Below are 15,245 nucleotides of genomic sequence, written 5' to 3'. Positions count from 1 at the left end.
GGGTGAGCCGCGATGGTCACAATTTTGCCAACCAGATCTCGTTTCAAGAAACATGTTTGAAAATATTAATAAACAAACTTGCAACATTCAGGCTGGTCGGACCTATACTCTGGCCACTGGTCTGATTTGTCTGTCATACCTCAGACCCTACACTTCGCGCTCCTGTTACGGTATGTAACAATTATTGAATAAAAATAACTCAATGAGGTTATGGTCATGAGCCAGAAAACCCTGTTCAACAAGACTGCGCTGGCAGTCGCAGTGGCAATCGTCTCTACTTCCGCCTGGTCAGCGGGCTTTCAGCTAAACGAATTTTCTTCCTCTGGCCTTGGCCGCGCGTATTCAGGGGAAGGTGCAATCGCTGATGATGCGGGTAACGCAAGCCGTAACCCTGCATTAATCATGATGTTCGATCGCCCGACCTTCTCTGCTGGTGCGGTGTATATCGATCCTGATGTCAACATTTCCGGCACGTCACCTTCTGGTGCGAGCCTGAAAGCAGATAACATTGCGCCAACGGCGTGGGTACCTAACCTGCACTTCGTTGCACCAATCAATGAACAATTTGGCTGGGGCGCATCCGTCACGTCTAACTATGGCCTTGCTACCGAGTTCAATAACAACTACCCGGCAGGCGAATACGGCGGTAAAACAGACCTGACAACGCTAAACCTGAACCTGAGCGGTGCTTATCGTCTGAACGACAGCTGGAGCTTCGGTCTGGGCTTTGATGCCGTCTACGCCGATGCAAAAATTGAGCGTTACGCCGGTGAACAAACGGCTCGCCTGCCGAAAAACAGCAACAAAATTGCCAGCCTGAAGGGTGATGAGTGGGGCTATGGCTGGAACGCCGGTATTCTGTACGAGCTGGACAAAAACAACCGCTGGGGCCTGACCTATCGTTCCGAAGTAAAAATTGACTTCGACGGCGATTACAAGAGCGGCATCCTGACGCCGGTAAACAGCCTGGTCCCTGGTGCGGGTACCACTATCCCGTGGGGGACTTCCGGTCAAACTGTCCCTGGCTCACTGTCACTGCATCTGCCAGAAATGTGGGAAGTCTCAGGTTACAACCGCGTAGCGCCACAGTGGGCTATTCACTATAGCCTGGCCTATACCAGCTGGAGCCAGTTCCAGGAGCTGAAAGCGACCGGCACCAACGGTCAAACGCTGTTCTATAAGGACGAGAGCTTCCACGACGCCTATCGCATTGCGTTGGGTACCACCTATTATATGGATGATAACTGGACATTCCGTACCGGTATCGCATTCGATGACAGCCCGGTACCGGCTGATAAGCGCTCCATTTCCATTCCGGATCAGGACCGCTTCTGGGTGAGTGCTGGTGCAACCTACGCGTTCAACGAGAATGCTTCTGTCGATGCGGGCGTATCTTATATGCATGGCCAGAAAGTGACCTTCAAGGAAGGCCCGTACGAATTTACCTCTGAAGGTAAAGCCTGGCTGTTCGGTACTAACTTCAACTACGCGTTCTAATCGCGCAGGGATCAAAAAAGGTGAGCGTTGCTCACCTTTTTTATTTATTCCGAATCAATATCTTTGAGTTCGTTTTCAATTGCCTTCGCGTTTGGATTATCTTCCGGCTTCAGCTTGCCGCCGTTGGCGATAAAGTCATGATTCTGGAAGTACGCTTCACGAACCATAATGTACGGATCGGACGACTGGCGCAGCAGACCGTCTGAATCAAGCAGTTGCGCACGGGTTTCAATCCCTTCCACCGTCCATTTACCCACCGACAGCGGCCAGGTCAGCCACGACAGAACCGGATACAGCGTATCGACCATATCGCCGCCATCATCACGCACGGTGAAGCTGCCATAGAACGGCAGATGGACGTAAGGACCGTAACCGACACCATAATGCCCCAGCGTACTGCCGAAACGGTGCGGCTGTTCACGCTGCAGTTTCGGGTTTGCCATACCTGCAACATCGATAAAACCACCCATACCCAGCAGGGAGTTCAGGAAGAAGCGCGTAAAGTGCACCATCCCCTGATACGGATCGCCCTGCAGGAAATAGTTGACCATCACCGCAGGCTCTTCGAGGTTGCTGGTAAAATTGCTTAACCCGTTACGCGCGGGCTGTGGAACGTAATCACGCCATGCTACTGCCACCGGGCGAACCACATACGGGTCCAGCACGTTGTAGTTGAAGCTATACATAGAGCGGTTAAATCCTTCGAGAGGATCGGAGCGTCCCGTTTGCTCCCCGGAGCTGGCGCAGCCCACAAGCATCGTCGCGCCCAGCGCAAGCGCCGACAGCCGAAGTTTCATAAATATCTCCCTGTTCAGTATGGCTATCGTTGATTGCCATCCGTAACGGAGCATCTGGCGCTCCGTCTGAAAACGTGCAAGTGATTGTAACAGCACGTTTACCGATGTCTATGAGTACAGTTACGGGCAGTAATCACCGTGACTCTGATCTCAGCATAGCCTGACTTTTGGAATTCGTTTCGCTGGCAATTTTATAATGTCTTTGAACAAGATGTATCACCTTTGTTGTCATTCCCGCCAATTTAAGAGCATCCCCACAGGCATCCCGATAAAAGCCGCTACGCTTAAAAGAAAGATCAACCTCCGGGAGTAGATATGAAAGAAGTGGGTGAAGACAAAATTGGCGAAAGTAATGAGGAACATGAAATTGAAAGCGAGGAGAAAGCGCGCGGTGAGGAGATAGAGATTGATGAGGATCGCCTCCCCTCCCGCGCGATGGCAATTCACGAACATATACGCCAGGACGGCGAAAAGGAGATGGAGCGCGATGCCATGGCCCTCTTCTGGTCAGCTATCGCGGCTGGATTGTCAATGGGCGCCTCGCTGCTTGCTAAAGGGATATTTCATGTGCAGCTGGAGGGCGTGCCCGGCGGATTTTTACTGGAGAACCTCGGCTACACCTTCGGCTTTATTATCGTCATCATGGCCCGCCAGCAGCTGTTTACTGAGAACACGGTGACCGCCGTACTGCCGGTGATGCAAAACCCCACCCTCGGCAATTTTGGTTTATTGATGAGGCTCTGGAGCGTGGTTCTGCTGGGAAATATCATCGGCACGGGCATCGCGGCCTGGGCATTTGAATATATGCCGATATTTGATGAACCCACCCGGGACGCGTTTGTGAAGATCGGTATGGATGTGATGAAAAACACGCCGGTCGAAATGTTTTCTAATGCCATCATCTCTGGGTGGATTATCGCCACAATGGTGTGGATGTTCCCTTCTGCCGGTAGCGCTAAAATCGTGGTGATCATACTGATGACCTGGCTAATTGCGCTGGCGGATACCACGCATATCGTGGTCGGTACCGTTGAAATACTTTACCTGGTCTTTAACGGTACGCTTCACTGGAGCGATTTTTTCTGGCCGTTCGCCATTCCGACGCTGGCGGGAAATATCTGCGGTGGAACGTTTATCTTCGCGCTGTTAAGCCATGCCCAAATCCGTAACGACATGTCGAATAAACGCAAAGCCGAGCTTAAGGCGCAGGCAGAAAAGGATAAAGCAGCAAAAAAATCAACCTGAATGGTGACTCTTTGAGCAGTCAGGCGGCAACGCGCTTAACGCAAAGTGTAAATAACGCTATACTCGTGCCGCCTCGTCCCCTTAGTTAAATGGATATAACGAGCCCCTCCTAAGGGCTAGTTGCAGGTTCGATTCCTGCAGGGGACACTTTTATCTTCCTCTGTTTTTAACCCAAATTAGTCTGTTCGCTGCAAAAACTCATTGAGCAGAAGCATCCTGCTTTATTTGAGCATAACGCGTTGCCAGTTGCTTTAGGTGAAGCTCAAGTTGGGTCTTTTCTGCTTCAGGGAGCGCACTTCCTGCAGGATACTGCGACAGGCGCCTGAGCTGCTCTTCAGCGGGTATCGCATGGTTAAATGACTGCATAGTCGTAAAAACCACGGATTTAAGCTCACTAACGGTTATATATTTTCCTTTTTGCTCATCCAGACTACTCAGCCGATCACTCAGTTGCTGAAGCGTCATCATCCCCTGATACCAGCTGTTCATTGCGTCTACAGGCAACGCCGTCGCGTTAAACTTTTTTTGCCACTGTATTATCAGCGCTTTAGCCTCTTCGGGCCGTAATGTCTGGAGCTGCTTTAACAGCTGTAGGCTGTAGGAAATATTCCAGTCAGGAGACAGTTTATCCAGCCGTGCAAGCTGCTGCTGCGTATCTGAGATAAACGTAGACGGTAACGTTCCTCGCTGCGTTAACGCGTCTTGCTGAACAGGTGTAAGCACTTCAGGTAACGGCGCCAGCGAGGCAATGGCCTGGGTCGTTAAGGGATCGGGTCTGGATAGAAAGCCCCCTCCCCACGCTACGGCGACGCAGGCCACCAGCATAGAACACATCCCGGCGACAAAGGGCTTCCACTGCCCGGCAATCCGGGAGGGCATCACAGGTTCCTCACCGTTCGGCTCATTTTTCTGCTCGACAACATATACCCTTTTCACCGCCTGGATCGGTTCATCCTTTTCCAAAGGAGCTTCCCTGTCGGGCTTCATCTCATGCGAATCTGTCATTCCATGATTTTTTTCCAGTCTTGCCGCATTAGAATGTATCACCGTTCGTAATGTCTCGAACTGGCTGAGGTGTTTAAGCTCAAGGGTCTGGAGCACCGCCCCCAGCCTGGCAAGCAACGCTTCAGCGTTATATAGTTCACTCAGATTGCTGTCATCCAAAGTGAGCATACGCATGAGTTGCTGCAGGCGCTGGCTCAGGCTGCTAAGGATTTCCATTCGCACGTGTTGCGAATGCGGCCAGAAAACCTCCCACTGGTGGCTAATCAGAGCCTCCAGGATCGCCAGCCCCTCATTCAGGCCAGCGACTCCAGACTGCTGCGTACGGGCGAGGGTGTACCAGGCTGCAGTCTGCAACTCAACACCGTTTTGCTCGAATAATGAAAGGCAGCGTTTTTCAACGTATACCCAGTTCACGTCCGGTCGAGCGGGATGGCTTAATTTACTCAGTTCATCGCGAAGGGCGGCATAATCCGGAAGCGTGCGCGGGTCGCCGCCGGTTTTTAACGTTATATCTATAGTCATTCTGGAGAGCCTGCATATTCGTGTCAGTTGATTTCGTCAGTTGATGAAATAATGTTATCGCTATGGCAACAGCGCTAAAATCAGACCGAAAAAAATACCTTCATCAAATAATTGTCCTGACCGGGATGGAGTATCTGGGGGAGTGAAGATCCAGTCACTTCCCCCCCCTACCCGCATAAAGAGCCGCCCTTGAGAAATAACATTTTCTCCGGAACAGAAAGTCACCTCGACACAACCGGCGACGCCCTGTCCATACAGAAAGATCGGCATAAACTTTACCGCCCGACTGTCATAACGAAGAACAATACCGGAAATCTCAAAAGCTCCGCCCTCTACCAGAAGATCCGAAACGGATACCGTTAGTGGCTCCACATTCAGTCCCGTATCCGTCAGCCACGCGTCCATTTCATCCTGCAGCTGAGCCATTCGCTGGCGAAACTCTGCAATATCAGCCTGACTCTTGCTGATTGCAGGAACACGTGCAGCTTGTCGCGCCTGCAACTTCTTCAGGAACTGTAATTTTACGGACATGATGTTATCGGACCTTACAAATGGAGAGTTGTGTCGAGATACTGTTGTTGTCTGAGATGCCTTAACAGGACCCGCCCTTCGGGCATAAATTCAGTCCCGTAGCGCACCAGACCAATCCCTTTAAGTTCAGCGTCAATGGCATAGCGCAGTTCGCCGGGGATATTTTGTTCCAGCAGAACAACGGTTATTTTTTTCAAGCGCGGTTCGTATTTGAGCAGGACGGCAGATAATGTGCCCATAAGCTCATGGGCCGTTCCCGGCATGCCCTGCAGGATTTTGGTCATATCCGGCAGGCCGTAGTCAGGCAGATGCGCCAGCGTGCCGGCGCGACAGTTGAGAACGCGCTGCATGTTATCGAGTACGGACAAAATGACCTGGTTCTGCTCGCTGACCTGATGCAGGTCGAGACCGCCGGTGAAATTGCCATAAAGTACTTCATACAGAGAAGGACGAGATGATTCACTCATCTTTCAGCGCCTGTAGAGTCAGTCGATTGTTGCCCGCTTCAATCACCCGGGCCTTCTCAGGATCAAGCTCATCGCGGCTCATTACCACACGCCAGGTGTTGTTCTCCTGGTCCGGTGACATAAACATCCCGGCCACTGCCACATACTGCGCATCCTTTTCCATTGGCATATCGACCATGACAGCACCACCCGGTTGCAGCCGTATATCTTTCTCCGCCACCAGGTCTGCCTTGACAGCCTGGCTGTCGTCTTTAAACAATGACGGGTAGTCCGTGCTGTCAAAAGTTTTGCGATCTTTAAGCTGATAAATACGCACAATCGTCGACAGAGCTACACCACCAGCATTGCTGTTCACGGCTTCACGGGCACGTATATCCAGATGCAGGATCTTCACCTGCTTATAAAAAATCGATTTAGTCACAGCGACAGTGCCGTCCGTAACACTCTGAGTAAGTCCACAGCCTGCCAGCATCAGCGTAATGCCTGTAGCCAGCGTAACCAGAGGAAATTTACCAGCGGTAATCGCCATCTTCATCAGTCTCCCTGCGGTGAAAATTTTCCTGTACGCGCTCGTAGCGGCCAAGATTGATGGTTATTGTTTTTGGGTGTGATGCGGTCTTAGCCGCGTTCAGCGGTCGCATCACGGCGGTGCGGCCCAGTTGCACTGCACCCGCTTTGGGTTGAGTGCTCATTGTCGCGTCAGGCAGCAGGCTACGATCGACACACAGCTGCAGGCGGACTTCCAGGCGAGAGCCAAGATACACGTGCAGGAGCGCCATCAGGTCCGCGTGAAGCTCCCCGCCCGGTAACCAGCCCTGCACTTCTGCCGGGTCAGTGGTGGTCAGACGCATCAGCACCTGGCTGTTCACGTCGGTGGCATAGTTGCCCATGACCGGTCGATTTGTCAGGGTGACGGGCTGGCTGACGCTCATGGTCAGTGGCTTCTTCAGCGGCACACGGCGTTTGTCATGGTGCCAGATTTTCGCCTGCGTGTTGGGTGCCAGCAGGCGCACCAGCGAGGCCATGCCTTCTGCGGTACGCCCCGGCAGTAACATGACCGGCAGCAGTGCCAGAAAGCGCGAAGCCGGGGTCGCGATACTGTCCGTGCAGCCGTTAATCCCGAGCCCGGCCAGTCCCAGCAGGTACTGCGAGGTTTTGTCCTTACCGCCTTCTTCGAAAGTCGCCGGGTATGAATATTTACGCCAGATACGGTAGTACTGAGCAATCAGCCGGTGGTTGAAGATATCGAGGAAGTCCGCGTTAGCTTCGTACCCTTCCCGTCGCTGAGCGATGTCATCGATATAGTGCGTCGGCAGCGGAGACTCCACGCCGTAGAGCCCCATAAAGGTGGTACGGATTGTGGGTGGAAGGTGCGGATGTTCCGGTAGCTCTGCCCCTTTGATTTCAGAGGCCGGGAACCCCATCCCCGAATGGGGACGGAAGCGTACCGGCTCATGTCGCACCTGCCAGGTGCTACCGATGACCGGTTTATCCGGCTGGCTCTGCTCCAGCAGCTGGCAAAAACGATAAAAGTTCATGTACGGCAGCCGGTCGCCCAGTTGCACTATCAGCCTGGCAGACGCGGACTGTGATTCTCTTTCCACCGGATACATTTTCCTTCTGGCTGAACAATGAGGGTGAGCTGGTTGAACTGGTTCATATCGGCATACAACGCAAAGAATCGGTTGAGCATTTCACCGAACAGGTGAATATCGCCCTCACCGGTAAAACCATTGCTGTCGAGGGTGACTTCGATATCCAGCCCCCGCAGCAGATAGCCCTGTTCAAAACGTTGAAGGCGATGATGTTTTACATGCTGAATCGCCTCCAGACGCCGGGTGTTCATTTCATCTTCCTGCCAGTTATACAGGGCAAGCGTGCCGCGCAGCACTTCGGCGGTACTCATCATGTTCAGGAAACCGGATCCCAGGTGACTCAGAACCCGCCAGTGGAAGCGGTCTTCAGAAGGCGGATAGACTGGCAGCGTTGGTTTGCAGAGGTTACGTACTGAAAGTTGCGTACTCACCACCTGCTCACAGCGGTCAAGCAGCGAGCTCTGTAGCGCACGGCGCGGCAGCTGGCCGTTGGTGCCGGTGATTTGCAGCGACACGGCTTCACGTTCAAACAGGCGGTCATCTTCCCACTGGTGCCCCCCAAGTATAAGCCAGGTGTCATACAGCCCGGTCACGCTGCGCTTCACGCGGGTATGGTAATAACGGGGGGGAGCATGACGGCGCATCATCCCGCCCTTGTGCCTGAAGCTGCTAAACGGCACATACTCCGCGTCATTGGTGCGGTTTGAGCCAGTGACTGAATCCACCGAATAAATCTCGGTATGTCCGTCCTGCAGACGTTTTGGACGCAGCAGGTACTCGCTTTCAAGCCCGGTAATGGTCAGCGGGTCAGCCTCCAGCGTAAACAGGTTAATCACCGGCACGCAGTGAAGGCGAACCGCGTCATCAGTGACCGGCAGGTCAGATGGCCATGGCGTATTGAACACCACTTCAATATCAAAATACTCGGTCCCCGCTGGCGGCGTGATGCCCTTAAGGCCGTTAAGGTGGACAAACATAAACTTGTCGCGGAAGGTGAAATACTCCAGCAGAAGCTGGTAGCCGCTGAACGCGGTATCGCCTTTCGGCCACAGGCAGTCTTCGTCACGAAAGCCGCCCGGTGAGAAATATCCGTCAAGCCGGATACGGTCAGTCTGACCAGGCAGGCGCATATAGAGTGCGGCCTGCCGTTTGGTCAGCATAAGGTGCAGCTGGCTGCTGACCGGTGCATCCGCCCCGAGATAGAGGCTCAGGTCACTGAGGTCCGCATGGGACCAGTCCGCCTGCGTGCTGCAGGCAAAGCGCATTCTCAGTAACGAGCGCCCGTCCGGCTCAGTAGTCATGGTCACCCGAGAGATATTCAACGGGTTGAGCATCACATCGCGGGTTGTGCGGTAACGGCAGACTGTGTTTTTCGGACCCACCGGGCGGGAGTACACTTCCAGCCCCGCGGGCATCACCTCTGCCATCTTAACGGTCTGAAGCGCAGGCGTGAACGCGACCACCGAGAGTGACGGAATAGTCCGAAGGTAATGTGGCCAGAGCATACTGACCAGCCCTTCGGTCAGTTCCGGCAGGTCGTCGTCGATCTTCTCCCGTAGCCGTCCCATTGAGAAAGCAAAGCCTTCGAACAGCCGTTCAACATACGGATCGGGAGTCCCGGCTTTATCTAGGTCGAGCATCGCTGCACGATCGGGATGGGTCTGCGCGAACTCTTTTGCGGCTTCACGCAGGTAGCGCATTTCTGCATCAAAATAGCGCAGGGTTAAATCTTCCATAAAACACCTGTTTGATTAATGTCCGAATGGTGAAGGGCCATTAATGAGCTGAAGCAGACTTAATGATATCGGGAAAAAAACAATATCAGCAGTGAGTGCTAACGGGGTAACGACAATATTGGTCGCCAGATTTACGGGGTGAAAATCGGTTCCAGACTTCAGCGAATAAAACTGAACGCTGTACGTTCTCCCCAAAGATTCAGTCTTATCAAAAGTATAATTAAGGCTCACTTTGGGAATAATCACTCCCGTGATATATACGTCCCTGACATACCGGACACCGTTGCTCCGGAAGCCTGCGTGCTGAATAGTCTTTAACTCTTCTGTTGAAAGCATCCTGGAGGATTCATTGACTTCGACAGGAAGAGCATCGCTGAACTGAAGCACGCTGTCGCTGCCTGATGGTTTGTTTATCCGAAACTTAAGGGTATTCTCTTCCCGACCTGATATCAGGGGAATTTGAGTTGCAAGTTTATTAAGGGACAGAAGTTCATCAGCCCCCCGGGTCAGAATGTATATATATTTTTCACCTACAAAGGCAACACCTTCAGAGGGAACGTTAACAGTAGTTTTTTTGCTTCCCTGAACAACAGAAACAGCAAGGTTTTTATACTGAAATACACCGGTTACACTGTCCTGAATCTGAATATGTCTCTCTGTTTTTGGTTCGGCGACCTTATTTCCTCCCCACAGTAGTGCCGTACAACCTGAAAGCAAGAACATCACACCTAAACAAGTAAATATTCTAAGACGTTTCATTTTTTAATTTCCCTTTATTCTGATTTGTTTCCTGAAGGTATGACTAATTATCATCCGCAAAGTACGGCGGCACGGGCAGGATTAACTGCGATCAGCTCGGCAAGTAACTGGTCCATTACCGGTGTAAGGCGAGTCTTATCAGCCTCACTGCGACTGGCTTTCAGCCGCAGGAGTTTCAGATGACGGGTCTGTACCTCAAACAATAGCTCAGGCTCCCAGTTCGTAAGGGTGACTTCACCGGCCCGCTCGCCCAGCTCCGCAAACAGATGCACCGCCAGCTCATTTTTGCCGTACTGCTCCGCGATACGCCCCATCAGCAGGCGCAGCAGCCACTGCTGGCGTACGGTGGTGATGCCGGGACGGGCCTGCAACCAGCCCAGTGCCGCATCCGGGCCTTCACTGTCGGCCAGTGCCACCGCTTCCGGCTCCAGCGCCAGAATGTCATCGTTGCCTGGGGACATCTGTGCGGAAGGAGTGTCATTGCCCCACCCGCCTGTCGAATCCAGCACGCTCTGCTGGATCCAGTTCAGCGTCACGTCATCCGCAAATGGCGTGCCGTCACTGAAGGCCAGTGTTTCGAGCCCGGACAGACGGGTGAGCAGCCCTTTCAGGTCAGCCGCGATAATACCGGCCAGCGTGTCCTGACCGGATTTCGTCAGCGCCTGATGGATATACCACTGCAAATCCAGCCACAGGTGATTGGCACCACGGGAAAACGCGCTGTCCGCCGTTTCCAGCATTTCAGCCCAGTTCTGCTGTAGGTAGAGGCGTTTGAGTAGCGCACGCTGATCCGCCCTTGGCGGCTCAATGCGGGTACGGCCCTGCGCATCCGGGGCCGGGATGGCCCGCAGTGTGTCATGACGCAGGCTTTTCATCAGATGGTGCGCTGACAGCCAGCCGTCCGGCTGTTCACGCAGATATTCAGCGAGCACGCGGGCCTGCGCCAGCAAATCCTGACCGGAGGTGATACGTCCGATGACCGGGGCATCGTAGTGGCTGGCACTCGCAGGGGGTTCGAAGGCACTGGCGTTCTGAGGCACAACCGCATCCACACCACCCGCTTTCTGCAAGCGGCTTTCAAGAGCACCATACAGCGTATTGAGTTCCGGTCGAATTTCATCCGGCTCATTTTCCGTCAGTTGCTCTATCAGCAGCAGTGCCCCGGTGGTACGTATCGCATCGATCCTGACCACTTCGGGGTACAGGGAGAGAGAATCAGTCATTCGCGATCCCGCCAGCCATTCCAGTGCCGCCTTACGGCTGCGATCACGCTGTGGATGCAGTTGTGTACCAAAGCGCTCCAGCAGGCCGCACAGCAGTTCAAGTCCTTCAGCGAGCCCCTGCTCACCTTCGCGGTGCAGCTTTGCCCAGCAGTAGTAGGTGGCCACACGGATATCTTTGGCGGTCGTGGTCAGAAGCTTCTCTGCAAGCTGGCAAATAAGTTCGGTATCCGCACCTGAGAGTTTGTTTACCTCCTCGCGCATCTGCTGAAAGTCATCGTCATAACCCGGGTCGTCACCCTGAGGTGATGGACCGGACAGCGGCTGCAGCCAGCTATCCCAGAGCCTAACCCGCTCACGGGTGGCCGCAAGGAGTGGATCCTGCTCAGTCTGGCAGGCGCTGAGTAAAGCATTGAGCGTGCTCATCAATATACGTCCTCTGTATCATTGCTTGCGCTTTCGGCCTGGTCTGATGCTTCCAGGCCTGTCGTGCTGAAGATGGTCTCTGGCAGGCGGAAATTACGCAGCTTCAGCAGCGCCAGCGGGCCCTCTCCCGCTTCGGTACGCAGGGTGTAATTTAGTGTACGACCGTCCTGAGCCAGCCAGCTCAGGCTGTAGCTGCTACCCACGCCCGGATAAGCACTGACGGCAGCTTTGTCGAGCAGTCGGATCCATCCCCAGGCGCCTGGAATATCCGCATACTGACGGGTGCCTGCCTGGGTGCTTATCCAGCTCAGGTTCGCACCAGGGGCCTCAGTATCCGCAGGCCAGGCGAAGCGCTTCCAGACTGGCATCTGGTTAACGTATATCAGCTTCTGGTTGTCGATAATCATGGTGGTTTGCATCACGCCATCGGCAGTACCCGGACGCAGTTCGAAGTTCATCCCGGCATTGCCTTCGGTGAAGGCGACATCCGAGATATGACTCAGGGTGTTGATGGCATTGAGAAACTCTGGGTTAAAGGCCAGCCCCTGCGAGTTGATGCTGTCCGGCACCCAGTGGTTTCCTTCTTTGTGCAACACGCCTTTGAGGCGGTTTTGCAGGAACTGCGCAATACGCCCGGAATCGACATTAAGGTATTTAGCCAGCAGCGGCAGGGATACATCACTGCTGGAATTGTTAAATGGATAGCGCCCACCGAAGGCACTGTTCCACTCAGCCACTACCGCCTGTTGCCACTGGGCATTGAGGCTAGCGGCCGCCGGAGCCAGCACCTGCTGCCAGGCCTGTTCCATCGGAATCACAAAGACCGAACGACCAAAACCGCTCCACTCCTGCCCCAGACCGGCAGCAATCAGGCTGCCGTAGTCGCGGGTTTCAGTCAGATCCACGGCCTTGCCCTGGAATACGGTCTGAGCAAGGGTCTGGGTCATGGCCTGAGGGTCGGCAGCATTAGTCACCTGCTGCAAGCGCAGCCGAACCTGCGTCACGCGGGTCAGGTACGACTGCAAGCTCAGCGACTGCGCAACGGTGTTGCTTTTATCCATCAGCGCCAGCACCGGACCAAAGGTTGCATCCAGCGGGCCGTGAACGCCGGCACTCTGGTCAATGACATCCGTATTGTCACCGCCCAGCAGATTTTTCGCTGATTTCACCAGTGAATCCGAAATCGCCTCCCCGGTCTGTCCGGTACGCCCCTGCACATTAAGGGTATTCATCAGCGCCACCAGAGGTGACTGGCGCACGTCGGCCATCAGAGTCAGCTGGTCAATGGAATCCGACAGCGTGGTGGCCTGGTTCCAGCGCAGGCTGTTGAGGAATTCCAGCCAGGCGCCGCCAAAATCGGCAAAATAACGCTCCGTCAGGCGATTTTTAAGTGCTTCCGGGGAGATTTCATCCTGCTTACTGACCGGACGTTTGCTGTCCGTCAACACCCAGTCGAGCTCGTCCCGGCGCGCCTTCACCACCTTTTCGATGGCAGGCTGGACGGCCTGCTCCCAGGCCTGGCGGGTAAACATACCTGGCACGATCTCGGTGGTGCTGAACAGGCGGGCAGCATCAGTATCGCCGGTCATGTCCTCGAGACGCATATCGACATACAGATGTGCCACCTGTGAAAGCATTTTCTGGTACAGGGTCGATTCGCTATTACGCACGCCCATCAGGCGAACCAGTAGGGAACGCGCCTGGCTGACCATGTTTTCATCAGCTCGCAGTTTCCACTCAGGATGTGTGACCAGTTGTGCACCATAAAACGACAGCAGCGACGGAGCCACGCCTAGCCAGATACCGTCTTTCACGCCGTCACGCTTCGGCCAGTCCTGAAGCAGCACCGTGCTAAACCAGGCACCATCCATATGCTCAGGACGCGCCAGCATCAGGTAAAGTTTCAGCTGGTCATAGGTCGCTTTTGCCCTCTGCTCGCGCAGCGGGCTATCCGGAGGCAGCGCGTTAAAGGCACTGACCTGCTTCTGCAGATGGTCTGCAGCCGCATCGCGCAACAGCGGCAACGCGCTGTCCTGATAGTGTGGCCAGAGTGCCGCCAGCAGCGCATTGTTCTGGCTCAGCCCGGCCTTTTCGTACCACGGCACACCATGCTCAGAACGGTACTGCAGACGGGCCAGCGTTTTCTGAAGTTCAGACAGCGCTTGCAGACGCTGCTCCAGGGGCTGATTCTGTCGAGCGGCAAGTTCGGCCTGAGCATTCGCACCGTCAATCTGGCTGCGGTTGGTGACATACGCGATGCTCATCCACATAGCCCAGCTCACCATCGTGAGCGCAGCTGCAGATGCCATTACCTTGCGCCATGGAATACCGGGCTTGCGAGGACGCAGCCCGGCAGGAAGCGTCCGGACTGATTCAGGCAGAACATCCCAGCGCTTATCCATGCCCCAGTGGTGCGGCACGGCGCGTTCTGCACCGGCTGAAGGCTGACTGAACACCACACCGGCCAGCGGCAGCGGGCGGTACGGATTGAGCATCACCGACAGCGGTGCGGTCACGCTTTCCGGCTCACGAATGAGTTGGTCGGCAAGGGACAGTAGGAAGTTATGTTTCACTTCACTACAGGTCTGCTGCAGACCCTGTGAAGTCAAATCTGCCGTCAGGGTGGAGAGTTGTTCTGCCAGCCCCTCGGCACGACAGCCTGCAGGTAACAAACAACCAGTCGCCTGGGTAATGCGACCTTCTGGTTTACCGCCGCGCGCGTGTAGGGACCAGACATACAGGGGGAGTTTCCAGCCAAGCGCTTCCATACGTGCGCAGATGGCATGAGACAGAGAATCCATGGTGCTTTCAGACGGTACCGGCAGCGGCTGCTCCAGCCCTGGCGCTGAAAGCTGGTCAAAGGCTGAGGTGACCCACACCAGACCATCTACCGGACGGCGGCGCAGTTTGCGCAGTGCGGTCAGCCAGACGCTGTCGGCTGGGGTGTTGAGGTCACCGCCCCACAGCAGCAACGTGCCGCGATCTTCCTGCCAGAGTTCACGGGGGAGCTTGGGGGTGAGATGTTCGACATCGGCAGCGTTGCCAGTTACAAGCAAGATACGAATTTTGCTATGCCAGAAATGACCGTAAGTATGGCGCAGAGCTTGTTGTACTTCGGTTATTATTTTTTTACTTATGTCTACTTGTTTCAAATGAGCACTATTATTGTTTGACTGGGTACTCTGTTTATCATTTAACTTACGGAAAAAACGCAATCTTGACCCAAACGCAACAAGTGAGTAGCGACTGACTAGCAACAAAGAGAGGAAAACAGGAACTGCGAGAATGGTACAGAGTACGCGAAATTTTTCTGCTGGTTCCATCCATCCCAGGGATGATCCCCACAGGTAATAAATTAGAAGCAAAATAACAGCAATGATTATAACAAAAAAAACGCCAGAAAATTTAATAAAGATTTTTTTCATATTATAATAAACCTCTAAAC

The 15,245-nt window shown here is 54.1% G+C and carries 12 protein-coding genes and 1 tRNA gene; 3 read left to right on the top strand and 10 right to left on the bottom strand.

What is annotated here, in order from left to right:
- Positions 1–216: 216 nt before the first annotated feature.
- Positions 217–1,497, top strand: coding sequence for a long-chain fatty acid transporter FadL (gene fadL, locus IM273_RS18195; RefSeq protein WP_041908871.1), 1,281 nt, complete (start codon positions 217–219; stop codon positions 1,495–1,497).
- 44 nt (positions 1,498–1,541) lie between these two features.
- Here fadL and mlaA read toward each other — a convergent pair whose 3' ends face one another.
- Positions 1,542–2,294: a phospholipid-binding lipoprotein MlaA gene (mlaA, locus tag IM273_RS18190; RefSeq protein ID WP_041908870.1), complete on the bottom strand. Its 753-nt coding sequence runs from the start codon at positions 2,292–2,294 to the stop codon at positions 1,542–1,544.
- Positions 2,295–2,609: 315 nt separating this feature from the next.
- Here mlaA and IM273_RS18185 point away from each other — a divergent pair, with 315 nt between their 5' ends.
- Together IM273_RS18185 and IM273_RS18180 are read left to right on the top strand one after the other, a co-directional pair.
- The gene (locus IM273_RS18185; RefSeq protein ID WP_041908869.1) at positions 2,610–3,539 is read left to right on the top strand and encodes a formate/nitrite transporter family protein; all 930 of its coding nucleotides are present in this window, start codon (positions 2,610–2,612) and stop codon (positions 3,537–3,539) included.
- A gap of 75 nt (positions 3,540–3,614) precedes the next feature.
- A tRNA-Arg gene (locus tag IM273_RS18180) sits at positions 3,615–3,686 on the top strand.
- A gap of 51 nt (positions 3,687–3,737) precedes the next feature.
- On the opposite strand, the gene IM273_RS18175 is transcribed toward IM273_RS18180, so the two are convergent.
- Genes IM273_RS18175 through IM273_RS18135 form a run of 9 tightly spaced genes read right to left on the bottom strand, consistent with a single transcriptional unit; the run spans position 3,738 to position 15,225 of the window.
- The gene (locus IM273_RS18175) at positions 3,738–5,066 is read right to left on the bottom strand and encodes a VasL domain-containing protein (protein ID WP_193050988.1); all 1,329 of its coding nucleotides are present in this window, start codon (positions 5,064–5,066) and stop codon (positions 3,738–3,740) included.
- Between the two features lie 60 nt (positions 5,067–5,126).
- On the bottom strand, positions 5,127–5,597 hold the full coding sequence (locus IM273_RS18170) for a hypothetical protein (RefSeq protein WP_193050989.1): 471 nt from the start codon (positions 5,595–5,597) through the stop codon (positions 5,127–5,129).
- 14 nt (positions 5,598–5,611) lie between these two features.
- Entirely contained in the window at positions 5,612–6,064 is a 453-nt protein-coding gene (tssE, locus tag IM273_RS18165; protein WP_045259669.1) for a type VI secretion system baseplate subunit TssE, read from the bottom strand.
- A complete protein-coding gene (tssJ, locus tag IM273_RS18160) occupies positions 6,057–6,593 on the bottom strand; it encodes a type VI secretion system lipoprotein TssJ (protein WP_193051000.1) in 537 nt (178 codons plus the stop codon). Before tssJ ends, tssE begins: the two co-directional genes overlap by 8 nt.
- Positions 6,574–7,677 carry a type VI secretion system baseplate subunit TssG gene (gene tssG / locus IM273_RS18155; protein WP_193050990.1) on the bottom strand — a complete coding sequence of 368 codons (1,104 nt, stop codon included), beginning with the start codon at positions 7,675–7,677 and terminating at the stop codon, positions 6,574–6,576. Before tssG ends, tssJ begins: the two co-directional genes overlap by 20 nt.
- Positions 7,632–9,395, bottom strand: a complete 1,764-nt coding sequence (gene tssF / locus IM273_RS18150; protein WP_193050992.1) for a type VI secretion system baseplate subunit TssF — start codon at positions 9,393–9,395, stop codon at positions 7,632–7,634. Before tssF ends, tssG begins: the two co-directional genes overlap by 46 nt.
- A gap of 15 nt (positions 9,396–9,410) precedes the next feature.
- Positions 9,411–10,154 (bottom strand): hypothetical protein, encoded by a 744-nt coding sequence (locus tag IM273_RS18145; protein WP_193050994.1) that lies wholly within the window; start codon positions 10,152–10,154, stop codon positions 9,411–9,413.
- A 50-nt stretch (positions 10,155–10,204) separates the two neighbouring features.
- Entirely contained in the window at positions 10,205–11,800 is a 1,596-nt protein-coding gene (gene tssA / locus IM273_RS18140; protein ID WP_193050996.1) for a type VI secretion system protein TssA, read from the bottom strand.
- A complete protein-coding gene (locus IM273_RS18135; RefSeq protein WP_193055565.1) occupies positions 11,800–15,225 on the bottom strand; it encodes an ImcF-related family protein in 3,426 nt (1,141 codons plus the stop codon). Before IM273_RS18135 ends, tssA begins: the two co-directional genes overlap by 1 nt.
- Positions 15,226–15,245 lie beyond the last annotated feature (20 nt).

This window comes from Enterobacter cloacae complex sp. P13B (assembly GCF_014895915.1).
In the GTDB taxonomy this organism is placed as follows: domain Bacteria; phylum Pseudomonadota; class Gammaproteobacteria; order Enterobacterales; family Enterobacteriaceae; genus Enterobacter; species Enterobacter bugandensis.
This window is presented reverse-complemented; position numbering and strand designations above follow the sequence as displayed.